25 protein-coding genes are annotated in these 21,957 nt (G+C 51.1%); 14 read left to right on the forward strand and 11 right to left on the reverse strand.

The genetic code is table 11. The features are described 5' to 3' along the window. The first annotated feature begins 335 nt into the window (after positions 1–335). The 3 genes from SynSYN20_RS14360 (at position 336) to SynSYN20_RS05740 (ending at position 1,560) form a co-directional block, all read left to right on the forward strand. On the forward strand, positions 336–512 hold the full coding sequence (locus tag SynSYN20_RS14360; protein ID WP_222929760.1) for a hypothetical protein: 177 nt from the start codon (positions 336–338) through the stop codon (positions 510–512). Positions 513–688: 176 nt separating this feature from the next. After that, on the forward strand, positions 689–1,084 hold the full coding sequence (locus tag SynSYN20_RS05735) for a phosphoribosyltransferase (protein WP_186525490.1): 396 nt from the start codon (positions 689–691) through the stop codon (positions 1,082–1,084). Between the two features lie 8 nt (positions 1,085–1,092). Continuing rightward, complete coding sequence (locus tag SynSYN20_RS05740) at positions 1,093–1,560, forward strand: nucleoside 2-deoxyribosyltransferase (protein ID WP_186525083.1); 468 nt, start codon at positions 1,093–1,095, stop codon at positions 1,558–1,560. Here the strand turns inward: SynSYN20_RS05740 and SynSYN20_RS05745 are convergent. The 4 genes from SynSYN20_RS05745 to SynSYN20_RS05760 all read right to left on the reverse strand — a co-directional run bounded on the left by SynSYN20_RS05745 (position 1,548) and on the right by SynSYN20_RS05760 (position 4,441). Then, entirely contained in the window at positions 1,548–2,207 is a 660-nt protein-coding gene (locus tag SynSYN20_RS05745) for a DUF3598 family protein (RefSeq protein ID WP_370586716.1), read from the reverse strand. The two genes, SynSYN20_RS05740 and SynSYN20_RS05745, sit on opposite strands and share 13 nt — an antisense overlap. A 49-nt stretch (positions 2,208–2,256) precedes the next feature. Continuing rightward, positions 2,257–2,838 (reverse strand): glutathione S-transferase family protein, encoded by a 582-nt coding sequence (locus tag SynSYN20_RS05750; protein WP_186525084.1) that lies wholly within the window; start codon positions 2,836–2,838, stop codon positions 2,257–2,259. Positions 2,839–3,099: 261 nt separating this feature from the next. After that, on the reverse strand, positions 3,100–4,173 hold the full coding sequence (locus SynSYN20_RS05755) for an SDR family NAD(P)-dependent oxidoreductase (RefSeq protein ID WP_370586717.1): 1,074 nt from the start codon (positions 4,171–4,173) through the stop codon (positions 3,100–3,102). A gap of 28 nt (positions 4,174–4,201) precedes the next feature. After that, entirely contained in the window at positions 4,202–4,441 is a 240-nt protein-coding gene (locus SynSYN20_RS05760; RefSeq protein ID WP_186525085.1) for a hypothetical protein, read from the reverse strand. Positions 4,442–4,604: 163 nt separating this feature from the next. Between SynSYN20_RS05760 and SynSYN20_RS05765 the strand changes: the two genes are divergently transcribed. Then, complete coding sequence (locus SynSYN20_RS05765; protein WP_186525086.1) at positions 4,605–5,009, forward strand: hypothetical protein; 405 nt, start codon at positions 4,605–4,607, stop codon at positions 5,007–5,009. 3 nt (positions 5,010–5,012) lie between these two features. Here SynSYN20_RS05765 and SynSYN20_RS05770 read toward each other — a convergent pair whose 3' ends face one another. Continuing rightward, positions 5,013–5,225, reverse strand: coding sequence for a hypothetical protein (locus SynSYN20_RS05770; RefSeq protein ID WP_186525493.1), 213 nt, complete (start codon positions 5,223–5,225; stop codon positions 5,013–5,015). Positions 5,226–5,354: 129 nt separating this feature from the next. Here SynSYN20_RS05770 and SynSYN20_RS05775 point away from each other — a divergent pair, with 129 nt between their 5' ends. After that, positions 5,355–5,801, forward strand: coding sequence for a Fur family transcriptional regulator (locus SynSYN20_RS05775; protein ID WP_186525087.1), 447 nt, complete (start codon positions 5,355–5,357; stop codon positions 5,799–5,801). Here the strand turns inward: SynSYN20_RS05775 and SynSYN20_RS05780 are convergent, their stop codons facing one another. Next, on the reverse strand, positions 5,802–6,275 hold the full coding sequence (locus tag SynSYN20_RS05780) for a hypothetical protein (RefSeq protein WP_186525088.1): 474 nt from the start codon (positions 6,273–6,275) through the stop codon (positions 5,802–5,804). A gap of 55 nt (positions 6,276–6,330) precedes the next feature. On the opposite strand from SynSYN20_RS05780, the gene SynSYN20_RS05785 reads away from it, so the two are divergent. Continuing rightward, positions 6,331–6,594 (forward strand): cell division protein SepF, encoded by a 264-nt coding sequence (locus SynSYN20_RS05785; protein WP_255444500.1) that lies wholly within the window; start codon positions 6,331–6,333, stop codon positions 6,592–6,594. Here the strand turns inward: SynSYN20_RS05785 and arsS are convergent. Continuing rightward, complete coding sequence (gene arsS / locus SynSYN20_RS05790; protein WP_186525090.1) at positions 6,587–7,564, reverse strand: arsenosugar biosynthesis radical SAM (seleno)protein ArsS; 978 nt, start codon at positions 7,562–7,564, stop codon at positions 6,587–6,589. The genes SynSYN20_RS05785 and arsS overlap by 8 nt on opposite strands. 198 nt (positions 7,565–7,762) lie before the next feature. Continuing rightward, on the reverse strand, positions 7,763–8,956 hold the full coding sequence (stpA, locus tag SynSYN20_RS05795) for a glucosylglycerol 3-phosphatase (protein ID WP_186525091.1): 1,194 nt from the start codon (positions 8,954–8,956) through the stop codon (positions 7,763–7,765). Positions 8,957–9,294: 338 nt separating this feature from the next. On the opposite strand from stpA, the gene SynSYN20_RS05800 reads away from it, so the two are divergent. After that, complete coding sequence (locus SynSYN20_RS05800; RefSeq protein ID WP_186525092.1) at positions 9,295–10,824, forward strand: hypothetical protein; 1,530 nt, start codon at positions 9,295–9,297, stop codon at positions 10,822–10,824. Here SynSYN20_RS05800 and SynSYN20_RS05805 read toward each other — a convergent pair. Continuing rightward, the gene (locus tag SynSYN20_RS05805; protein WP_186525093.1) at positions 10,821–13,472 is read right to left on the reverse strand and encodes an AAA family ATPase; all 2,652 of its coding nucleotides are present in this window, start codon (positions 13,470–13,472) and stop codon (positions 10,821–10,823) included. The two genes, SynSYN20_RS05800 and SynSYN20_RS05805, sit on opposite strands and share 4 nt — an antisense overlap. After that, positions 13,463–14,656: a DNA repair exonuclease gene (locus SynSYN20_RS05810; RefSeq protein ID WP_186525094.1), complete on the reverse strand. Its 1,194-nt coding sequence runs from the start codon at positions 14,654–14,656 to the stop codon at positions 13,463–13,465. Before SynSYN20_RS05810 ends, SynSYN20_RS05805 begins: the two co-directional genes overlap by 10 nt. A gap of 121 nt (positions 14,657–14,777) precedes the next feature. On the opposite strand from SynSYN20_RS05810, the gene SynSYN20_RS05815 reads away from it, so the two are divergent. The 6 genes from SynSYN20_RS05815 to SynSYN20_RS05840 all read left to right on the forward strand — a co-directional run bounded on the left by SynSYN20_RS05815 (position 14,778) and on the right by SynSYN20_RS05840 (position 20,731). Then, complete coding sequence (locus SynSYN20_RS05815; protein ID WP_186525095.1) at positions 14,778–15,932, forward strand: phosphotransferase enzyme family protein; 1,155 nt, start codon at positions 14,778–14,780, stop codon at positions 15,930–15,932. After that, positions 15,933–16,517 (forward strand): DOMON-like domain-containing protein, encoded by a 585-nt coding sequence (locus tag SynSYN20_RS05820; protein WP_186525096.1) that lies wholly within the window; start codon positions 15,933–15,935, stop codon positions 16,515–16,517. It begins immediately after the preceding gene. 22 nt (positions 16,518–16,539) lie between these two features. Next, positions 16,540–17,547, forward strand: coding sequence for a transglycosylase SLT domain-containing protein (locus SynSYN20_RS05825; protein WP_370586718.1), 1,008 nt, complete (start codon positions 16,540–16,542; stop codon positions 17,545–17,547). A 64-nt stretch (positions 17,548–17,611) separates the two neighbouring features. After that, on the forward strand, positions 17,612–18,316 hold the full coding sequence (locus SynSYN20_RS05830; RefSeq protein ID WP_115071790.1) for a hypothetical protein: 705 nt from the start codon (positions 17,612–17,614) through the stop codon (positions 18,314–18,316). Between the two features lie 24 nt (positions 18,317–18,340). After that, complete coding sequence (locus SynSYN20_RS05835) at positions 18,341–19,663, forward strand: O-acetylhomoserine aminocarboxypropyltransferase/cysteine synthase family protein (protein WP_186525098.1); 1,323 nt, start codon at positions 18,341–18,343, stop codon at positions 19,661–19,663. Between the two features lie 174 nt (positions 19,664–19,837). Continuing rightward, positions 19,838–20,731 (forward strand): homoserine O-succinyltransferase, encoded by an 894-nt coding sequence (locus SynSYN20_RS05840; RefSeq protein WP_186525099.1) that lies wholly within the window; start codon positions 19,838–19,840, stop codon positions 20,729–20,731. Between the two features lie 371 nt (positions 20,732–21,102). On the opposite strand, the gene SynSYN20_RS05845 is transcribed toward SynSYN20_RS05840, so the two are convergent. Then, positions 21,103–21,360, reverse strand: a complete 258-nt coding sequence (locus SynSYN20_RS05845; RefSeq protein ID WP_186525100.1) for a hypothetical protein — start codon at positions 21,358–21,360, stop codon at positions 21,103–21,105. Between the two features lie 103 nt (positions 21,361–21,463). Between SynSYN20_RS05845 and SynSYN20_RS05850 the strand changes: the two genes are divergently transcribed. Beyond that, positions 21,464–21,913, forward strand: a complete 450-nt coding sequence (locus SynSYN20_RS05850; RefSeq protein ID WP_186525101.1) for a DUF533 domain-containing protein — start codon at positions 21,464–21,466, stop codon at positions 21,911–21,913. The last annotated feature ends 44 nt before the right edge of the window (positions 21,914–21,957 follow it).

Below are 21,957 nucleotides of genomic sequence, written 5' to 3' on the forward strand. Positions count from 1 at the left end.
AGGGAGGTTTAGCATTTTGCTGTAGCTCTTATCAGCTCAGCATAAATTGCTTCTCCAGATAGTGATTCACCTTGTTGATAGCATTAATGTGGTTTTGAATTACTAGATACATCATGCCGGATTAATTCATGTTCTTGTGCATTGAACTTGTTTAAATATGTTCATGGATGCTTGCTTTCATTTTAAGCCCGCATGCACCTTCCAAGACGAAAGCTCAAGTCAATTGATTCGGCTGACAGCAGCAAGCACAGATATAATTAGTCATTAATCACTCTCTTTCTTGTCATACACTGGTTGGAGAGTTCTTCAGAATAAGCATCCAAGCAACTGAGATGATGCCTGTTTTGCCCAAGCTCACGCTCAAGGAAGAGCGTCAAGAACTCGTAAAAAAAATGGCAATGCCCTTTAAAGAAGAACCAAATTACCTGCAAACAAAACACTCATTTTCTTGTTTTGTTTCTCGTTTGTCAGCTCCAAATGTTCTGCATTGTCTTTCTGTGATAGATGGCTAATCGTTGCCTTTCGCTTCTTTTTGTCTCTAAGTGGTCGTTTCTTGATCCAAGTTGGTATCAATGAGGGCTCTGATCAATATCGGGCAAGGCTCTCGGTGTCATAGCTGTTATGCCACTAATCTCTTGTTGAGAGGATTAAGATGAAACCCTTTAGAGTTTATGCGGCTAACGATTTGATTCAGCAACTCACTTGGATCCAATTTGATTGGGCGGTGGAGACAATCACTTCACGCTATGTCTCTCATTCATTCTCTGGTGTTTATGGAGTTCCGCGTGGTGGAGTTTGCTTAGCAGTGGCCTTGAGTCACTCGCTCACCCTTCCCTGGCTCTCAGAGCCAAAAGACGGATGTCTTGTTGTGGATGATGTGTATGAAACTGGCCAGACTTTGTCCTCGATCCGTGATCAATTTGATGCCACTTTTGTAGTTTGGATGAGCAAAGTTCCTCCAGAATGGTGGAATGCTGCAATAACAATCTCACCCGATGAATGGTTGGTTTTTCCTTGGGAGAAAGTAGCGTTTGCGGCAGAGGATGAAGCTCGCTATCGGGCCTCAAGATCCAAGACTCCCTAAGACTTTTCATGACATCGAAAACGATTTATCTCGCTTCTCCATACGGGTTCTCCGCACAATGCAAACGTCTTTTGCTTCCAGAGTTTGTTGCGGCTCTGTCCCATTTAGGCCTCATGGTCTGGGAGCCATTTGAGCGCAATGGGCATGTCGACACCACCAAGCCTGGATGGGCATTTCGGGTAGCTCAGCAATGCATGCAGGATGTTCGAGACGCTGACGGAGTTTTTGCCATCGTTAACGGAACCCCTCCAGATGAAGGGGTAATGGTGGAGGTTGGAGCTGCTTATGCACTCAATAAGCCTGTTTTCCTGTTCCGTGATGACTTTCGCCGTTGCACTGATTCTGATCAGTACCCTCTCAACTTGATGCTGTTCGCCGGGTTGCCTGAAACCAACTGGGAAGAGATGGTATTCCATTCAATTGATTCGATTAAAGATCAAGGAAGTGCTTTAGGACAATGGGCTCAATCAGGTTGATCAATCCAATCGTCGGCCAACGGGGTAAGCGCTCCTGCCGAGTTGTACTGACGCAGGATTTGATGTGTGATCCCATGGTGATCGCACCAGCGAATACCACAGCCTGTGATGTCTCCTTGTTGGCGATCTCTGGGGTCAATGAATAGTTCTACGCCTGGTTCTGGTTGCCAAATCAAATACGATCCAAAGGTGGTTGATTGGCAGTGAAGTGGCTGCGATGGACTGACTTGATCTGTGCCTTTTTTTGTTTCGACGACATAAATGACGCGATCCAGTCCGCTTACACCATGGCGAACGATCATGCGTCGTCGTTGTTGTTGATTAACAACACAAAGCTCTGCTACCCAGCTCCATGGCGTGATGTAATCGGGACCTGTTGACCAGTCTCCTGTTTGGCTAACTTGCATGGTTGGAGGTAACGATTCGAAATTCATTGACTGCTGACGACCACTCTCTATGTAGGTCAAACATGTCTGAATGACGCCCTCAGTTTCCTCTACTTTAAGAGACGTAGAAAAGCGTTCCTGTTCTTTGGCAGTGTGATCTAGCCTGATAAAGCATCCCTGCCAATGCCCGCTATTATGCAAGAGCAATATGTTTCGAGGATCGTTCATAGGGAGGGGGTAAAGAGTGTTAATAATCACCATTAATCCAGATTTCTATAATCTGTTTTGGCGTTCATTATTTTCCTGTTGATCAGGAAAGTCCCATAATTTTTTTATAGGCAGGCCTTTCACGAGTGGCTTGTATCAGTGATTCCACAGCGGGATATGCGCCTAAGTCCTCGTTCGGAAAGAATAACTTGATATATGCCAAGTAAGATGAGATTGCGCAATCAGCAGCGCCCCATTTATTATTGATGAAATACCCTTTAGCGATTTCTGAATTGAGTTTGGCTAAAAGTCGAGGCAAGATCTTCGTTTTTTGATCGGGAACGAAGATTGCAAATGCTAATGTTGAATTTGCAAAGTGTGTCCATTGGCTGATTAACGATCGATCGCCAGGTCTTAGGATTTCAGCTCCGTGATGCTCTGCTAAGTGCAACAGAATAGCGCCTGATTCGAATAAGATGAGAGGTTGATTATTGGCATCGAGAACGGAATCATCTTTCATTGCTGGAAGTTTTCCGAAAGGATTAATCGCCAAGAAATCATCTTTTAGATGTTGACCGTTAGCCAAAGAGAGTTCTACGAGTTCGTAGGGTATGCCCATTTCTTCCATATACCAGCGAGGCATGCTGGCTCTAGTTTGTTTTCCGCCATAAAGGATGATTGCCATCGCTGATGAGGTTTTTGATTCTCTTGCAATATTAGTTGATGGATGGTTTTATTCGCTGGTTTCAAACTGTTGATACGGATTGATATTATCGTCTTTTGTTTTCATATGGATTGATCATTGCTTACTAACCTATGTAGGCTTTGTTTTGTATTTGCTTAAACCAGGGCGTTGTTGGTAAGTCTGATGAATTCCCCCAGCTTGGGGGTGCGGCTTGTTGGTTTTCTGATGCACATTGATGCTACGCGACTCTTCAATGTTGAGTTAAATTGATAGGCTCTCATGCAACTTTTGATCTATTAGATTTTTGCTAAGGGTCCATAGCTTTTCTGCGAGTTGTTCGTTACTGGCTTCATCGCTGGGTTCCGCCTCTTTAAAAAGATGATGTCCAGGTCTGATCAATTGATTGCTCATGTATCGGAATCCACTCTGCTCGTAGCTATCTCCATCGGCTAGTTCTGCAAGTAGGGAGCCTGCTTTTTGTAGTGTTTCTGTCAGTCTTAGCAAATCTCTTGCGACGAAACTGAAGAGCGCAAGGCCGACGGGATTTTGTTGTCGACTTGTTCTAAAAAATCCGCCGCTTCCTTTGGGAATGACCAGGCCTGGACTCCATGCCAACACGGGTATCTCTTCTCCCCTTTGCTTGAGTTGGTTGGCAAGATGTCGTCCCATCAGGATATTGCAGAGTTTGCTGTCTTTATAGGCTTTGTCGGCATCAAAGATCTTTTGGCCATTGAGCATGGCGATGCTTTCATGCGGCCTTAATCCCTCGAGAGCACCAAGTGTTGCAGGTTGACCAACCCGTCCTCCTCCGCTGTTCGGATTGTGCACTTCTGAGCTGGTAATCACCAGTCTTGGCCTTTTACTTTTTTGTAGTAATGGTAATAAACGCATGAGGATGAGTTGATGGGCAAGGTGATTGATGCAGAACGTTTCTTCTATTCCTTGTTTTGTAAATTGTGGGTTTCTGATTCCAACATTTTGAATCCCTGCATTGAGAATTAAAGTATCGATCGGCTCATTAATCTGAAGGAGTCTGCTGCAACCAGTTTCAATCTCTTCAAGATTTTTAAGGTTGATCGCTATTCCTTTTGCTGTTGTTTGTTTTGTTTCACTTGCTGATAGTGCCTTGACTGTTTCCGTGCATCGCTCTTCTGTACGACAGAGGAGTAAGAGTTGATGCCCTCTTTGCATCAACTGTTTACTTGCCTCCAGTCCGATGCCAGAACTTCCTCCTGTGATTAGGATTCGTCGCGATAGTTCATGCTTCATTGAGGTATTTATTTGGCTAAATATTGGACTTATAAGTTTTGGTGTATCCGTTAACCCTTTCTGCAAGTTGTTTGTTCATTCCTTGTTGATGATTTTATTGCTGTGGAATGCGTTCCCACCATGATGGCTTTAGAAATGTGTCTTCGCGGTCTGTCTCTATTAGGTCACCGTTGTTGAATTGATCAAAGTCATGGGGGTGAATGTCAAATCCTTTTTCTTTGGCAATGCTGCATTGATCATCAACGTCAGCGCACTGACTTGACGCGCAGAGCGCTTTCAAAGTCGCATCCGCTTTGATCGCATTGGCAAGGTCGATGACGGCCTGAGCGGACATTGGCTTTTTGTATGTACTCCTCTTTGCTAGCGCCGATATCCGCCTTTTGGGTTGCTTGACGCTTGATCGGATGTTCCTGTGACGGATCTGTTGACAACCTCTAGCCCCTTTGAGTTCCAGGGCAGGCGTGGCTCCTGATGGTTCTCAGCGTTTCGTTGCGTTGATGACGTTCGGCTTGCGGTGTTGCTATGCCGAAGTCAGTCATGGTTTGGAAGCGATGAATGGACTGCGCTTGGCACTCTGCGTCTTGCCCTTCCTGAGTGGTGGTGTGGTCTACGCCGACTCCATTTCTTCCTCGCTGATTCAATTGCAGGTTGGTCAGCCGATTCGCGCTGCCGATGCATCGTTGTTGGCATCTGGTTGGCTGCCAAAACCCGATCCAGCCATTGAGGGCCTTGAGCAGGAATCATCTGGACCAACACTTCCTGCCCTCTCGTCCTGTTCTGGCACTGGAATTGGCTTTTGTCGCTACGACTATGCCCGTGACCGACAGAGGCTTTCGGTGGTCACGGTTCCTTCACCTTCGTCAGATGTGTCTGGATTGGTGCAGCGTTGGTGGATCGAATAATTTTTAGCCAATGGCGTTTGTGAGCCGGAGCGTTCCCCAAAGATCGAAGACGCAAAAGATCACCCCGATCACGATTAAGTCCCAGGCTCGATGACGGATAGCCCACGGAGCCAGAAATATCTCAGCAATTCCATGAAGGGCTGTTCCTAGCGCTACGTACTCGAGCACGAGCAATCCGTGTGCCAGCAGGAACAACCCGCTGGCAGCGAAGCGCATCAACACTCGCCAGGAGGTAGACACAGCGTTTGCGAAACAGATTCAAACCTTACCGGTCTTTATTCCTGCGTTGTTCTCCTCTCGCATTAATGGGTACTGTTGAGAAGAGTTATTCCGGTGCAGACGCCAATGGCCTCGTTGCCAGTTCCGGTTGAAGGGCCTCTTGAGCGTGGGTTGCACCAGGACGGCAGGCGTTTAACGCCACAGAGGCGCTTGATTCTCGATCTTTTTGAACAAATTGGCGGGGGCACTCACCTAAGCGCTGAAGATGTCCACCGCTTGCTGGTCGATTCGAAGGCGCGGGTTTCATTGGCGACGATTTACCGGACGTTGAGACTCTTGGTTGAAATGGGATTTCTCCAAGAGCTCGAACTCAGTGATGGGGGCCGTCGTTTTGAGCTTTCAAGCGGTGATCATGGAGATCATCATCATTTAATTTGCGTTCGCTGCGGCCGCACCGAAGAATTTGAAAGCACTCCCGTACTTGAGGCTGGCCGTGAAGCAGCCAAGCGTTTCAACTTTGAATTGATCGAATCGAGTTTGACTGTTCGCGCCGTTTGTCCTAACTGCCTGTGATCATGGATCGCTTGATGGATGCTCCGAGCAGGGCATCCAGAAGTCACCCATCGCGTGGGCACCTTTGCAGCCTTGAGCAGTGGCCTGTGCTTCCGCTTCGGCCCTGGTGGGGTAAGCCATGAACCTTGGGTCATCACCCTCCTGATGCTGGTTTGGCTGGCCATGGTTATGCCGGCTGTGGTCTGTTGTGCTCTTGTCTAATTGCACAAGGCCCATGCTCATCGGTCCTGCTGTCCAAACGCCCATGGTGTTAACCCCGATCGCCAGCAGTCCCATCCCAACGACTGACAGGTTGATCACGCCCATCGCAACGACCCCGATCGAGACCACTCCCATTGGAACGACCCCGATACAAATCACCCCCATTGGCACAACTCCAATGGAGACGGTTCCAAGTGGAGCAATTCCGATTGCGAATTTCTTTGGCTTCGTGCCGCAGTGTCCCCCGTTGGTCTTTGGGTCTGAATCAATCATTGATTAATTATTACTGCTCTTGTGGCAAGCAGAAGGTTCCGTCAATCTGGTGAGTATGGACCTTTCTGGCGTTTCAGGCTTTCACGAAATTATCGTTCTCACACCCCGCGGATTCGAAGAGGGGTTGGATGCGGTTATGGCTGTGCGGGAACAACGCACGGTTTTGCTCAACCTCTCAGAGATGGAGGCGAAACTTGCTCAGCGCACTGCTGACTTCGTTTCAGGGGGGGTCTACGCCCTACAGGGCCAAGAGCGACGTGTGGGAGAGCGGGTGTTGTTATTCGCGCCGGCCTCTGTTGACATTGATCAGCTCAGTTGAGCGCCCCACTACAGCTTGAGCCTCCTCCAGCCGTGCATCCGAAACAGTGAGTGTCAACAGCAATCGGTTGGTTATTGATGGGTTCAGTTTGATGTAGGAGCTCGATCAGTGTCTTTGCTCCAGAACCCACAGGAATGCCTAACTGTTGATTGAAATCGCAGTCGAACAGGGTTCCGGTCCAGCTGACACTGATCAAACTTCTGCACATCACTGAGTTGAGGTTGGTGTCACGATGCGATTGATGAAGCAAGGAGTAATAAGTCTCAAGCTCGCCCCGGGCTTTCAAGGTTTGAGCAAATCTCTGGATAGGCATGTTTGTGATTGTTAATAATCTACTGAAGTGAATGCCATGATTCTGCAATAACTTTTCGCGATATAGGAGTTCAAGTTCGCCTTGTTCTGGTGGTAGTTTTGCACCTGAAGGATTGAACACTAAATCCAGTTCAAGCTTGCTATTGGGAAGTCCGTAACCAAGTGCATTTAAGCTTTGTAGTCCAGAAATGCTGCGCTGAAAAACACCCAACCCTCGCTGATTATCCACTCGCTCCTCTTCAAAACAAGGCAAAGAGGCAACGACTTTCACTCCTTCATTGGCCAAAAATGCAGCCAAGTCTTCTTGGCCAGGCTCTTGCAGTATCGTGAGATTGCAGCGATCAATCACTTGAACGCCAAGGCCCCGTGCCTCGTGCACGAGGGATCGGAATTGAGGATGCAGTTCTGGCGCACCCCCGGTTAAGTCCAGGCAGTTGAGGTTCAATTTCTGAAGAACCTTGGGAATGAGATTGATCTGTTCTTCCTCCATCATTTCCGTCCGCCACGGTCCCGCATTCACATGACAATGGCTGCAGCTTTGATTGCAGCAGTAACCGAGATTGACTTGAAGCGTTTCAAGGTCGCCACGGTTCAGTGCAGGGAATCGGTTTGTGTTTTGTCGGTGTTGCTGCTCAGTCGCTGGGGAGATGGAGGTCAAGGTGAAGGGGGTAGAGGAGTGCTTGCTAATCCTTATGAATCAAAACTTTATCTTTTGACAGCAGGGGTATGGGTGTGGAACGAGGCCCATCTTGGATCGGATGACTCTCTCTTGAGGTCCTGCTTTTTTGATCCGTAGTGCTGATGTGATCAACATCTTTCATGCTGTGAGCCTTGAATGCATTCATCAGGCAAAGCATTATTGAGGCAACGTTTTAAACCAATCCACATACTCTTCTGGACCTCCTTTCACGAGGCAGTCAAAACGAAGTGGGTCGTCTGGATCGCTCACTCCTGACAGCTTGCTGTCGCTCAAGTTGGGGCGATCGACTTCGCCATGGCTGCTATCAACAAGAACAACACGGGCTGGGCGGTTATAGCTTGCGCCTAGTTGTTGAAGAAGGGTCAGAAATCCTCTGTCACTTCCTCCTCTCAGCCAGCCATCACCTGACGGGCAGGGCGTGGACGTTACGGTGTCACCGACTCCGACCAGCATGGGAATGGCATCCCGCTCAATGTGCTGATGACAGAGATCCAGTAGGGCTTGATGGTCGTGGGGGGCCGTGCGCACATTAAAGGTGTCACCGAGCGGCGCTGTTCCGGTTTTCTGAGCGACGTGGCGATTGATAAGCACCAGCAATCCCACTTCTTTAATGGCTCCCTTCAGCATGAATTGGATGTCAGTGGTGCCTACATCCCCAGGTGCTGCCGGTTTGATTCTTTCTTGACCAGTGGAATCAGGTCCCAGGTTTGGGGCGACATGCAGAAAAAACGACGTGGGTAGTCCAGCCGTTGCTGCGGCTGACATCAGGGAATCCATCAAATCGGACAACATCAGTTGCAGCTTTCTCTGCCGCTCTACATCTCCTTTGATTCGGCTGAACAAACTGTTCAGGTTGATGGTTGGAGAGACCTGGGTATCGAGAATCGCGAGCTTGAGCTCTTCTTCGAGTGCTTGGCCCTGCAACTCTGGCAAGACTTGACTCAGTTTTAAGCGCAACAGATCTCCCATCTGTTGAGGCACGGATTCCAGAAAGCTCATTTCCTCATCGCTGACACCCGGGTGTGAGACCACCCCAAATCGATCTTGAAATTGAACCCCACCCGCGGCAAGTCCTGGTAAGTAGAGGCCCTCGCGTTGTGCCTTCTCGTTGTCGCCTAGAGCTTGTTCAACCAGTCGGTTCACACCACGGCTGCCCTCGTGCTCTCCGTTGGTCAGCACACTGAACTGGTTTTGCATACCTGCAGCAGCTTTCACATAGTCAGCGCGAAGACGGCGTGTGAGTGGATCTTTAACGAGGGGCATGCAAACTCCGTCGAGGTCTTGCACGATCAGCAAGTCTGTCTCCGCCCTCATTTCGTCGCGGAGTGCATCAAGGCTTAGTGGTGCCATTGTTTGAAACGATCTCCTTGCAGGAGTTGTGGAGGAGTTTGATAGCGAGATGAGCTGGGGTAGTGCAGATCTCCTATGTGGGCTGAGTGGTTTTTAATTCTGTTCCATTGAGGAGACAGCTCAAGCTGGTCCCATGGCTTTGCGATAGGCGGGACGACGGTCACCTGTTTGATTGTTGCTTGGATTGATGGATAGGGCGCTAGCTCAATGTGGGGAAGCATCAAAGGCACGAGATCGCTCCAGCTGCAGAGCTTGTACGGGCCCGTGTGGGTTCTTATCTCAAACATCGCGCCTAGCCAGGCCTTCTTTAATGTTGGGGTGTGCAAAGTGGTGGGTTGATGGAGACGGTGCTGGATAGCAACTCATTTTTTTCACCGTCTCTTGATCGGGACGCCATCCACCGCCGAATACTGGAGCTGGAGAAAGGCAAGGTTGGCCTCTACAGCGTGGGGCTCTATCCCGCCTCCCTGGCTTACAACTGCGCCATGCAGAAGAACAGTGAGGGGCACCTGTTGCTGGCTCCTCGCCCAGGTCGGGACTTGCTTGGAGCTTTTCCCGACGATGTGATTGATGGTATGGACGAAGTCCATGTTGCAACGATTGAGGCCATGGCCACGCACGAGCTTGCTGGCAAGCGTGTGACCAACTCCCTAGCGGACCTGCTCATGCGCTGTGAGTTGGTGATTCTCAGTGCTAACAGCAATCACGTTGAGGATGATCTGCGAGAGGCTTGTCGGCTGCGTGCGGAGCTCAACAGAGAGCAGGTGGTGATCGCTTGTCTTGCAGGCTCCTTTGGTCATGACCAAATTGCAAATGAGTCCTATGTGCTTTGCGAAAAAGAGCCCAATTTGGCTTTTTTCTCAGGCTTTCATCGTCATGGAGCCTTGCGAAATCCTCTGGATAGTTTTACGGCCAATTTCTGTCATCCCAATGCCTTAACGGCTTTGTTGGGTGCGCGTTTGCTTGATCGTCTGTCGCCGAATATTCAGGTTTCACCGGGTGTTCACAACGTGGAGGGTCAGTACATCAAGGCGGCTAAAAATATGGCATCTGTGTTTGCCGGCTTTGGCTATTCATTCCACAAACAAAATCCAGGCGTTCTGCCCACCTTGCTGACGCTTCTCCTGGATCAATGCCTGGATCAGGCCGCTACGGTCTCGATGGCACGACGCGATCGTCAACGGCTTTATAACCGTCAGCCGTTTTCACTCACTGAATTGGGATATGGGGTCCCGAGAATCGAAGCGGCCCTTGTGCGTGAGGGAGATATGGAGAAAGTTCGAGATCACACCTTTGCCCAGCTCACGGCGATGGTTGCTGATGTGCGAGGCAGCATGATGATGCCTGTTTCAGGTAAGCCGACGCGGAATTTTCAGGTTGGTCAGGTGCTCTCAGACCATATGCGTCTTGAGCAGCGCTGTCCTGAAAGCATGGAGGAATTGGAAGGGTGGTGTGAAGCTGCCGGTTTACGCAAGGGTGGCTTAGAGGGATTGAAGGCATTGCGTTATTGGCCACAGATTGCACGTAAATATTCAATTCCGGTTCATGATGCATCCATGATTAATTTGCTCTATATGGCTATTTATGGGCGCCAAGCAACCAAAGATGTTGCTTTTTCAGTCATGACAGATAGCCGTCAATTGTCTACTTATTGCCAGGAATCTGTGCGACCTACCCATAGCCGTCGTTACGCCGAGGCTTTGCAGAATCTGGATATGCCTGAAGCGATGGATCTCATTGTTAATGCTGTGATTGCTGATAATGCCCGACGCTTAATTCGAGGCGATTCAGGCCTAGAGGATATGGAGGTTGATGATGATCCTCCTGCCTACCTCCGTGCCATGAATGTGATTGAAAATGCGCTTTAATCAATCATGATTAGTTTGTTGGCGACAGATTTGTAGGGATCAGGATCGCAACTCAGAACAATGACCTGAAGCCCTCTTGTGACGGCTTGTTGCAACATCTCCAAGACTCCCTCTAAGCGTTGAGCATCAGTATTGGTGAAGGCGTCGTCGAAGAGCAGGGGAAGGCATCCCCCATGCCGTTCTTTAAGGGTGTCAGCAATGGCGATACGTAGGGCAGCATTCAACTGTTCTTTCATTCCGCCGCTTAGCTGGTCAAAGGCAAACAGAGTCCCCTCACGCTGTAGGCCAAGTTGCTGTAACCCATCCTGTGGGTCGTAATGGATTGAACAGCTGTCTGTTGGGTTTCTCAGTAAAGGTTGAAGGACTTGATTGATGTTGTGTTTCAAAGGAGTGGAATAACGCTGAGAGAGATCACTGCGAGCCTGTTGAAAACGCTGGAGTAGATGGCTACGGGCGCGGACCAAGAGTGCTTCTTGCTGTTCAGCTTGCGTTGCTAATTCAAGCTTTGCGGAAGCTTCTGCCACTGCTGAATGGAGCTCACTTTGTCCTAGAGAGTTGCATCGCTCTAAGAGTGCACCACGCTGGACTCCAAGCTCGTGACGTTGTTCGGTGAGCTGATGTTCTTGGCGATCAAGCCTTTCTAATTCTAGCTTTGGATCGCTATTGCCTTGGGCTGGATCAAGTTGCTGAAGGGCCTGAATATGTGCTTTTAATGTCAGCTGTTGAGATGTCAAGGCTTCGATTGATCGAGCGAGTTCTTCCTGAGATCCCACCTCTTGTTCAAGCGATTGATGTTGCCTTAAGCGTTGCTCTTGCTCTGCTTTTAGACGTTCTTGTTGGAGGCGCTTTTGCTGCCATTGTGTCTGTACTGCATCGTGCTGAACCTCAAGTTCTCGAACTTGTTTTTGATGGATTTCGCTCTCACCTTTCAACATTCGGTAGCGAATTCGGCATTGTTCAAGTTCTTTCTCATGATCTGAATCTTGTTTTAGGTTTCCGGATGGAAGGCCTTGGTTGAGTGTCTCTAACTGGAGTTGCAACTCGTCGAGGTTGGGAGCTTTTTGGTCTGGAGGGGGGACGAGTTGTTTGAGTTGGGCTTTTAAGAGCTCTTGTTGTTGGAAGAGAAGGTTGCGTTGTTCGCTGCGTTGTTGAGCCTCCTCTACCGAGCTTGCGTTCCAAAGCTTTAATCCAGCTTTTAAAGCTATTTGAAGAGACTTTTGTGCGTGCTCGAGTGAAGCCAGTCCTGTGCCTTCGCCGGGGCTGACCTTGAGGCGTACATGTTTTCCAACATCAATCCGGAAGACACCTGCTTGATTACACGATTCACCTTCCTTTAGATCGGAGCCCTCAATTGAAATGGTCTGATCTGCAGATTCCACCAGGACGGTGGATGCCATGCTTTCGATGCGGATGGCTAGGGCCCGAAGCTCCTCTTGCGTTTTGTTCAGTTGTTGAAGATCTTGAGCGCTACCGCCCTCGATCGCGTTGAACGCAGCGATGAGTTGTTGGTGTTGTTCGGTTAAGCGTTGGCGCTCCTTATCTTCGCGACTAAGCCTTTCAAGGCGTTGTTGAAGTTCATCGCGGTCTTTTCGTTGTCTCAGCAAGAGACCCTGTTCTTCCAGGGCCTGTCTTTGTTGCTCGAGTTCTGCCGTTCGGTGCTGTGCCTCTTTGATTTGGTTGCTTGCCGCGTTGTAGGTCGTCTCAAAGTCTTTGAGTTCACGCTCCAAGCTGGCCAAGTTGCCTGCGCAGGCCGTGCTGTCAGCCAACAGCTTGCGAAGAGCGGCGCAGCTTTTTTCGAATTGCTGTTGTTGGAGAGTGAGTGGCTTCAATTGTTGCAGCGCTTCTTGCAGCTGAAGCAAGCATTGGCGCTGCCGTCGCTGCTCCGGTAACCGCTCCAGTTCCAGGTTGTTCAGCTTCGCTTCAACCCGATCGAGTTCCTCGCATGACAACTCAAATGCCTTCAGTTGCTCAAGGCTTGCCGTGTGATGCTCCTTGGCTGCTTTAAGAGCCTCTTGACGCTTCCATAGTTCGCTTTGCTGACGGACGCCTCGCGTGCTCAAGCTTTCAGACACGAGCCGTTCGAGTTCGGAGTGAACCCGTTGATCCAATGGCGATTGCAACGATTGCTCAGCCTGTTGTTCCAAGCACTCGATCAAAGTATTGAGGTCGTAGTGGTCATGGCTGAGACTCAGCAAGTCGCGACCCGATTCACCCTGCTTTACCCAAAGATGGGCCCAGCGGCTGGGCAATGTTTTATTCACCTGTCTGCTGTTGAGGATCTCGTCAACGCCAAGTAGGTGGGCTAGTTGATCCTCAGCGGCTGATCCAATCAGGGCCACCTGCCCCTGGGCTTGCAATTGGGTGGTGCCACTGGGACCGCTGAAGCGTTTGAGAAGGGTCCAGTGCTGTTCGCTGGTTTCAAATTCCAGCTTGATTTGGGGATGGCCAGCATGGAGTTGGGAGCGCAGGTCCTGCGCTGCTGTCCCACTGGATGCAGCACGGACAAACAGCGTTCGATGCAGAGCCTCGACCAAGGAACTTTTGCCGCTCTCATTGGCTCCGCCAATGACCGTTAACCCTGGATCAAAGTCCAGAACCAGTTCTTGATGGCGGCGAACGCTGGAGAACTCACTGCGAATCAGCCGCATACAGCCTCCTGATCCTCCGCCTCTTCCAGCACAATCCTGCGCAGCTCGAGCATCGCTTCTTCGAGCATGGCTCGATCGATGTCGTTGTGTTCAGGGCCTTGGGCACTGTTGTCATCGAGCTCAGTCGCAAGATCTTTGCTGATGCCCTTAATCAAGGGTGCATCGTCGCGTTGCAGAAAGGTTTGAAATTCTCCTGGCTCCGGTCTTCGACGCGGCAATCCGCGGATTCTGAGGTGGAGGAGTTGTTGATCCAAATCCTGCAAATGCTGTTGTAGCTGTTGGTACCCTTGAAAAGACAGTTGGCCGCTTAGCTCAACTCTCAAAAGATCTTTGCCTACCTTTCGCTGCACACAGGATTCGATCGTCTCTTTAAGGCGTTGAAGATCTGCCCCACTGCTCACCTTGGCTTCGATCCTGTGCCAGGACATGGCACCTGTTGCAATCGGAGTGACCTCAGGAATGTCTTGCCGTTTCAGGTCAACAAGAAGGGCTTGAGAACGCTGATCATGATCAGTTGTGGGAAAACGATCGGGTTCAGGAGTGCCGCAATACCAAGTGCGCGGGTTCAGTTTGGTTAGAGCATGCCAATCACCCAGAGCGATGTAGTCCACCTCCTCTGCAGGCCATCGATCGTGATGCAATTGGTTGACCTGTCCTTCTGCGCCAAAACCTTGTACCGAGCCATGGGCGAGTACGACCCTGGGCTGATTGTGGGGCAAGGAACTCCAGTTCAGGGAGTCCAGCCAATCTGCGGGGCTTCGACTGTCTCTTTGCCGTAGCAACGGGCAAGGGAGCAGCACCATTTCTGCAATAACCTGAGGCTCCGCTTGAAGCAAGAGCTGCAAATTGGGGCAGCGTTCCCGCATTTGACGTTGCACATCTCGGCGCTGCCAGATGCCACCGGCTCCTCCATGGTCATGGTTTCCAGGAATCACGAGCACAGGGCAGGGGATCGAAGCGATGGCTTCCATCACCTCCATCACTACCGCTGGAGCCACAGTGCTCGAGTCGAACAGATCACCGGCCACCATCACGGCATCGACGTTTTGATCGCTTGCTGCTGCAGCGATACGTGAAACGGCATTGACCCGTTCTTGCTGAAGACGGGCCCGTTTTTGAGGATCCTCAATCCAGTGATAAGGCTTGCCGATTTGCCAGTCAGCAGTGTGAAGAAAACGTGGCACCGTTGCTGATCGGGTGTTCTGACACCATGCTGCCGCTTCCCGGCTCTTTTTCCGCACACTCAGCGCTAGCGGATCTGTAGATACACGGCATTGTTTCGTGCTGAGTCTCATGCGATTCGTCATGGCCGATGCCAATACCAGGATTTATCCATCGCTTGACGCGATCGCAGGTCTGTTTCATCCGCCCGAGCAAATCAGCTCGATTGACACGCTGGGATCTGGAAACGTGAATGACACGTTCTTGGTGTCTTTGACTGCGGATGCGGATTGTCGGGCCTTCGTGATGCAGCGTCTGAATACAAGCGTGTTCGAAAAGCCCGAGCTGGTCATGCGCAATTTGCTTGCTCTTGGTTCGCATGTACAACAACGGTTGGCGACGGATCCACCTGAATTGGCTGGACGGCGTTGGGAAATTCCAACGGTTCTGCCAACGCGCCACAGCGAAGGCCATTGGGTTGAGCACAACGGAGAGTTTTGGCGCTCGATCTCCTATATCGGAGCTGCCACCACAAGTGATGTGATCCGTGATGCTGGGCATGCGCGCGAGCTGGGGTATGGATTGGGGATGTTCCATCACCTCATCAGTGATTTACCGACTTGCGACTTAGCAGACACCCTTGAAGGCTTTCACATCACTCCGAGCTATCTCAAGCATTACGACACTGTTTGCCGCGATCAATTCGAGAGGCTTGAGAAACGGTTATCACTCGATCCGCGGCTGAAACGTGCGCTTGATTTCGTGGAACGTCGCCGCGACTGTGTGGATGTGTTGGAAGTTGCCTGCGCTCGCGGCGAACTGCAACACCGACCGATTCATGGAGACCCCAAAATCAACAACGTGATGCTTGATGAGCAAAGTGGTCTTGCTGTGGGATTGATCGATCTCGATACGGTTAAGCCCGGTTTGGTTCACTACGACATCGGAGATTGCCTGCGTTCTTGTTGCAATCCTCTTGGCGAAGAGACCTTGCAGGTTGAGTTGGTGACGTTCGATCTCAACCTCTGTCGGGCGATTCTTGAGGGCTATCTCACGATCGGTCGATCCTTTCTTTCCGACCAGGATTTTCACTATCTACCAGACTGCATCCGTCTGATTCCGTTTGAGCTTGGGTTGCGCTTTTTAACCGACTACCTGGATGGCGATCGTTACTTCCGAACAGATCGGCCTTCTCACAATTTGGATCGAGCCTTGGTGCAATTTGCGCTCACGCAATCAATCGAAGCCCAAGAGGATGACCTCAAGCACATGATTCTCGAACTTTCAGGAGCGAGCTGAATGTCGCGCCATCCCGTGATGGTCCGGCAGGTTTGCCCGCTCCTTCCTCAAGACCACCAAGAATCCCCTGATCTCCTTCTTAGTGCTGAGTTTGTCTGGCGTGAGGGGGGCATTCTTGAACTCAGCTACAACCTTCGGCCGGCTCAGCGTGATGGAGATTTGCTTGCCATTTCGTTGCCTTCGATTCAGCCATCGTGCGTTCCAATGCAGGGTGATCGCCGCGATGAACTTTGGAAGCACAGTTGCTTTGAGGCATTTATCGGTGTGCCTGGCTCTCAGCATTACTGGGAATTCAACGTATCGCCCTTAGGTCACTGGAACCTCTACAGCTTTGAGCGCTACCGACAGGGTGGCTCTGGGTTGGTTGAGGCCTTGCCACCCTCTGTAACTGTGCGACAAACGCGACGGGACTGCCGTTGTGATGTGGTCTTGGATTTACTTCCCTGGTGGCCGATTGAGGGCATGCCAGAACTCGGTTTGACGATGGTTGTGGAGGAAATCAATGGTCGTCTCAGCTACTGGGCTCTCTCCCATCCAGGAGACGCTGCAGACTTTCATGACCGTCGCAGCTTTCTGATCTGTTGATGGATTGTCCACGATTTAGATGATGACTTCAGTCCGCCGCCTGCTGATTTGTCTTCCGCTGCTTGTGGTCCCCCTGGCCTTGGGCTGCAGGCGCTCACCTGCACTCCAGTCCACCCCGAAACAAGAGCAGGACGCCTCTAAACAGGAGGTTCTTGAACAGGTTGAACCAGAGGATCTCGCGCTTCCGTCGCTCCCTACAAGGTCAGATCTTCCCCGCTCTCCATCGGGAGCGCACTATCCGCTGTTTTTGGCCAACCCCGATCAGCTGGCTCAATTGTTGTCAGAGATTGAGCTTGCCATTCGCAACCCCGACGTTTCTTCAGAGGCCATTCCTTCCCTTGCTCATCAGCAGCAGGTGATCTATCGGGTGTTGTCGCATCGCTCTGCTCTCGCCGACCAGGTTCGATCGAAGCTTGATGACCGTTGGCGCTGGGTGTTTGATCAGCACATCGCAGCTCGTCGCTCGTTTCTTGCCATGCATCGTGGTCCGGCTTCATCCAGGCTTCCTGCTTGGCGTATCCAGACCCCGGCTCCTCCCGATCAATTGCTCAAGGCTTATCGAAGTGCTTCAGCAGCTACAGGGATTGATTGGGAGGTGTTGGCTGCTGTGAATTTGGTCGAAACGGGAATGGGTCGCATTGATGGCATTTCCGTCGCCAATGCGCAAGGGCCGATGCAATTCCTACCCACGACCTGGACGGAGCCTGGGATTGGCCGTGGTGGTGACATTCGCGATCCTTGGGATGCAATCCATGCGGCTGCGCGCTATTTGGTTCGTCGTGGAGGCCTTCAGGACATCCGAAAAGGACTCTGGGGGTACAACAACAGCGATTACTACGGCAAGGCTGTGGTTCATTACGCCGACCTGTTGAAACGGGATCCTCTCGCCTATCGCGGCTTGTATCACTGGCAAATTCACTACGCCTCTTCGGCCGGTGATCTCTGGCTTCATGAGGGGTACAACCAGCCACAGCCCACCGATGTCTTGCAGTATTTGCGTCAGAACCCGCACAGCCGTCCTGCAGGTTGAGGTCTAGAGACTGGCGTGATCGCCTTTGACCTCTACGATTCCGATCAGATGAAGGCTGAGCTCTTTGGCGAAGGAATTGACGCATCGGGCCGATGAGCTCAAGACCCTTGGCTGGTCCACGGATGAAGTGGCCCGATACGCCGAGCTTTGGGACTATCGCCAGCGTTGGGGAGCAATGAACCTCGAACGCGAGGATCGTTTGTTCCTGCGTAAGGCTGAAGCCGCACTCCCTGCGATTGTTTCGGGCAAGGCTGCAGCCAAAAAGGCGATCAACGAAAAGTCCTATTACCGCTGGCTCTGTTTCCATCTAGAGGCCATGGATACGGCTGAAGCCGGGTATGCCTTACCCGAAGGATCCCGTGGGGCTTGGCCGATCTTGCTGGAGGAGGAGAGACGTTTGCTCGATTACTACCAGCCAGTTCTTGGGCTTCCCGACACGATTAAGGCCAAAGCATTTGATGCGGTCCGGGAAGAACTCGCAGCCCAGGCTGGTCCTCTCGCTGCTGCAGATGGTCAGACCAAGAATTACGACTTCATGGCTGCCTTAAAAGAACTCAAGGCGCAAGAGAACAGCAAGTGGCGTCATCTGCGCGAGCAGGAGGGTGACCAGCCCTATCCAGTCCTCAGTGCTGAAGCAGCAAGCTCCTTCCGATCAGAAGTGCGCAGTCGCTTTGGCCCTCTGATGCGTGACACGCTTCCATCCCTTGCTGAGACTGAAAAACCGGCACCTGACGACAATTGGAACCCTGCAATGGAAGTTGCGAGCTAGAACGGAGTTATCCGTATTTCGGCCTTGACATCACAACGTTTCGAGACCCTTCAGTTGCATGCTGGTCAGGCCCCTGACCCCACGACAAACTCTCGGGCGGTCCCGATCTACCAGACCAGCTCCTACGTGTTCAACAACGCTGAACACGGTGCCAACTTGTTTGGGTTGAAGGAATTCGGGAACATCTACACCCGTTTGATGAACCCCACGACGGATGTCTTTGAAAAGCGCGTTGCTGCTTTGGAAGGTGGGGTGGCGGCTGTCGCCACCGCCTCGGGGCAGTCAGCTCAGTTTTTGGCCATCACCAACTGCATGCAGGCAGGAGACAACTTTGTTTCCACATCCTTTCTGTACGGCGGCACCTACAACCAGTTCAAGGTGCAATTTCCGCGCCTAGGAATCCAGGTCAAGTTTGCTGATGGCGACGATGTCGCCAGCTTTGCGGCGCAGATTGATGACAACACCAAGGCGATCTATGTGGAAGCGATGGGCAACCCCCGCTTCAACATTCCCGACTTCGCTGGCCTCTCTGCACTCGCGAAGGAACGGGGCATCCCGCTGATTGTCGACAACACCCTCGGAGCGGCGGGAGCCTTGATTCGACCGATTGAGCATGGTGCCGATGTGGTGGTGGAGAGTGCGACGAAATGGATTGGTGGTCACGGCACCAGCCTTGGTGGAGTGATTGTGGATGCCGGCACTTTCAATTGGGGCAATGGCAAGTTCCCGTTGATGAGTCAGCCGAGTGCCGCGTATCACGGCCTTGTGCACTGGGACGCCTTTGGTTTCGGGAGTGACATCTGCAAAATGCTGGGATTGCCTGATGAGCGCAATATCGCGTTTGCACTAAGGGCAAGAGTGGAATGTCTCCGCGATTGGGGACCGGCCATCAGTCCCTTCAACAGCTTTTTGTTGCTGCAAGGCCTTGAAACCCTGAGCTTGCGCGTGGAGAGACATGCGCAAAATGCGATGGCGCTGGCCACTTGGTTGCAGGAGCATTCCAGTGTTGCTCACGTGAGCTATCCCGGATTGCCCAGCGACCCTTATCACGCAAGTGCCAAGCGCTATCTCACCAACCGTGGGATGGGCTGCATGCTGATGTTCTCCCTGAAGGGTGGCTACGACGATGCGGTGCGTTTCATCGACAGTCTCAAGTTGGCCAGCCATCTCGCCAATGTGGGCGACTCCAAGACGCTTGTGATTCACCCAGCCTCCACGACTCATCAGCAGCTCAGTGCTGATGAGCAAGCCTCGGCTGGAGTAACTCCCACCATGGTTCGGGTGTCTGTCGGTTTGGAACACATCGACGACATCAAAGCTGATTTTGAGCAGGCGCTAGCGACCTAAGTAGGGGAGAGGGGGTTGGTCACTTGTGGAGCCCAAGGCCAAGGTGATCGACCGCCGTGGGGTCACTGGCATAAGCCGTGGCTACGTTGAATAAACAACACCTTGCATAAAAAAGGCCGCTCGTCATTGCACACATGATGAACCAAACTCAGTCAGTGGAGGGGATCTGAGCTGATGGCACTGATACTTCCTAGGAATTATCACAAGATCACCGCTGTTGAACGGAACCGGATCTCTTGGATTGAACCCGAGCAAGCCGAGCGTCAAGATATTCGACCCTTGCGCATTGGCATTCTCAACATCATGCCTTTAGGTAAACAGTACGAATTCAATCTGCTGCATCCTCTAGGACTCTCGGTTCTTCAAATTGAACCGATCTGGATTCGCCTCCAATCTCATGCGTACCGAAGCTGGGATCAATCCCACCTCAATCAGCACTATGTGAGCTGGGACGAAGCTCAGTCACAGCGTCCATTGGATGGATTAATTATCACCGGTGCGCCAGTGGAGCACTTGGCATTTGAGGACGTCACCTATTGGCCCGAATTGGTTGATCTGATCAACGAGGCGCGTCATTCTTGTGCCAGCACGCTCGGCCTCTGTTGGGCTGGGTTTGCTCTGGCTTATCTCGCAGGAGTGAATAAGGTGACGTTTGATCGGAAATTGTTTGGGGTGTTTCCGATGAGAAGTCTTGTGCCTGGTCATTCTCTTATGGGAACCCAGGATGATCAATTTCTTTGTCCCCAAAGCCGTCATGCGGGATTACCAGACGCGGCGATGGAATCGGCGCAACGCCAAGGTCGATTGAGGCTTCTCGCCCATGGCGAGAGGGTGGGATACACCATTTTTGAGACGCCAGATCAGCGTCAGCTCATGCATCTTGGTCATCCCGAATACAACGTTGGCAGGCTGCAGGCGGAAATGGAGCGCGATCTCGCTCGTGGCGATGTTCCGCCGCCGGAAAATTTTGACTCTGACCACCCGAGAACGCTATGGCGTTCCCATCGCAATTTGCTATTTCAGCAGTGGTTATTGTTCTGCTATCACCGCGTTAGCCTTCAGCATTAATTAGCATTTAAGTAAATGGCTAGGTTTTACCTGAGTGGTCTTCTTAATCATTTAAAGTTCTTGTTGGTATTGATGTATTGTCTTCTATGGCTGCCATGATCTGTTGATGTAAAATGTTGGTTGATTTGTGTCTAGTGCTAACTCGATTTAAAGGTTTTCGAATGCTAGCTCAAGGTTCGTTATTGCGTTTCTATTCCATTAACTAAATGTCCAGTGATGAATATATCAGCAGCGTTAAGTGTGGGGACAGCCATTTAAGCCCACAGTGGCATACGAAAATGTTCCTCATAAGCTTCGTAAGTTTCGGCCCGCTTGGTCGTCACGGAATTCAGCACGTAGTTCCTCGCTCCAACGCAGCTTCGTTGTCAGGACTAGGGCAATGGACCTTGGTTTTGTCCTTGGAAGGCAGACCTGAGCCCCAGGCATTGGTTGGTTTGCATCAGCTGACGGCTGCTATCGCAATTAGCGCCTCCTTCTGTTTGCTGTGCTCCAGTAATCAGAGCTTCATAGGTTTCTCGTGCTTTGATGACTGGGCTGAATAACATTCCGAAGATGTCATCAAGCTCGATACCTGCAATCACTAACGCACCAGGACTTACTCCACCAATGCGAGCATGCTTATAGGACATTTGTGGATGGTTCTCTGACCCCCAGCTATTGATCTGATCAAAGTTCTGCTACAACAGCCACATCAAGGGCCGTGGTAAAAATAAACAAGCCATTCAATTTGTCATGGACATCCAATCCTCCGGAGCTCTACTGAAAGTCCTGAACCTGGTAGCCATGGCAGACGGACACATATCGGCAGAAGAAGAAAACTTGCTTGAATTACTGACAACGCAGCACAAGCTGCAGTCCAAAATTATTTCTTGGCAGGATGACCTCGATCAACCCACAAATATCAACTCCTTAGCTTCGAAAATTGCGAGTGAGCATCATCAGCTGGCCTACAAAACAGCAATCATGGTGGCCAGTATTTCCCGAGCCGATGGTGAAGATGAATTTGTTTGCACGGAGGAACACCAGCTACTCAACAACTTGGCCGCCACTCTCGAACTTTCTTTGGAGCAGATCGAAGCGATCCGTCACCAGGCTGCGCAAGAGCTGAGCAAGCAACCAAACCTGTGGGAAGTGCTTTACTCCTGCTTCGGCTCTCAATTCCAGAACCCCGGCCTTATATAAATAACTACATAACACAGCAAACAACGATTTAAATCCCTCGGTCT

Source organism: Synechococcus sp. SYN20 (assembly GCF_014279555.1).
Lineage (GTDB): Bacteria > Cyanobacteriota > Cyanobacteriia > PCC-6307 > Cyanobiaceae > Synechococcus_C.

What these genes read in the sequence shown, in the direction of transcription:
- SynSYN20_RS14360 (WP_222929760.1), top strand. Translation starts at nt 336, where the DNA reads ATGCCTGTTTTGCCCAAGCTCACGCTCAAGGAAGAGCGTCAAGAACTC.
- SynSYN20_RS05740 (WP_186525083.1), top strand. Translation starts at nt 1,093, where the DNA reads ATGACATCGAAAACGATTTATCTCGCTTCTCCATACGGGTTCTCCGCA.
- SynSYN20_RS05745 (WP_370586716.1), bottom strand. Translation starts at nt 2,207, where the DNA reads ATGGTGATTATTAACACTCTTTACCCCCTCCCTATGAACGATCCTCGA.
- SynSYN20_RS05750 (WP_186525084.1), bottom strand. Translation starts at nt 2,838, where the DNA reads ATGGCAATCATCCTTTATGGCGGAAAACAAACTAGAGCCAGCATGCCT.
- SynSYN20_RS05760 (WP_186525085.1), bottom strand. Translation starts at nt 4,441, where the DNA reads ATGTCCGCTCAGGCCGTCATCGACCTTGCCAATGCGATCAAAGCGGAT.
- SynSYN20_RS05765 (WP_186525086.1), top strand. Translation starts at nt 4,605, where the DNA reads ATGACGTTCGGCTTGCGGTGTTGCTATGCCGAAGTCAGTCATGGTTTG.
- SynSYN20_RS05770 (WP_186525493.1), bottom strand. Translation starts at nt 5,225, where the DNA reads ATGCGCTTCGCTGCCAGCGGGTTGTTCCTGCTGGCACACGGATTGCTC.
- SynSYN20_RS05775 (WP_186525087.1), top strand. Translation starts at nt 5,355, where the DNA reads ATGGCCTCGTTGCCAGTTCCGGTTGAAGGGCCTCTTGAGCGTGGGTTG.
- SynSYN20_RS05780 (WP_186525088.1), bottom strand. Translation starts at nt 6,275, where the DNA reads ATGATTGATTCAGACCCAAAGACCAACGGGGGACACTGCGGCACGAAG.
- SynSYN20_RS05785 (WP_255444500.1), top strand. Translation starts at nt 6,331, where the DNA reads ATGGACCTTTCTGGCGTTTCAGGCTTTCACGAAATTATCGTTCTCACA.
- stpA (WP_186525091.1), bottom strand. Translation starts at nt 8,956, where the DNA reads ATGGCACCACTAAGCCTTGATGCACTCCGCGACGAAATGAGGGCGGAG.
- SynSYN20_RS05800 (WP_186525092.1), top strand. Translation starts at nt 9,295, where the DNA reads ATGGAGACGGTGCTGGATAGCAACTCATTTTTTTCACCGTCTCTTGAT.
- SynSYN20_RS05805 (WP_186525093.1), bottom strand. Translation starts at nt 13,472, where the DNA reads ATGCGGCTGATTCGCAGTGAGTTCTCCAGCGTTCGCCGCCATCAAGAA.
- SynSYN20_RS05815 (WP_186525095.1), top strand. Translation starts at nt 14,778, where the DNA reads ATGGCCGATGCCAATACCAGGATTTATCCATCGCTTGACGCGATCGCA.
- SynSYN20_RS05820 (WP_186525096.1), top strand. Translation starts at nt 15,933, where the DNA reads ATGTCGCGCCATCCCGTGATGGTCCGGCAGGTTTGCCCGCTCCTTCCT.
- SynSYN20_RS05825 (WP_370586718.1), top strand. Translation starts at nt 16,540, where the DNA reads ATGACTTCAGTCCGCCGCCTGCTGATTTGTCTTCCGCTGCTTGTGGTC.
- SynSYN20_RS05840 (WP_186525099.1), top strand. Translation starts at nt 19,838, where the DNA reads ATGGCACTGATACTTCCTAGGAATTATCACAAGATCACCGCTGTTGAA.
- SynSYN20_RS05845 (WP_186525100.1), bottom strand. Translation starts at nt 21,360, where the DNA reads ATGTCCTATAAGCATGCTCGCATTGGTGGAGTAAGTCCTGGTGCGTTA.
- SynSYN20_RS05850 (WP_186525101.1), top strand. Translation starts at nt 21,464, where the DNA reads ATGGACATCCAATCCTCCGGAGCTCTACTGAAAGTCCTGAACCTGGTA.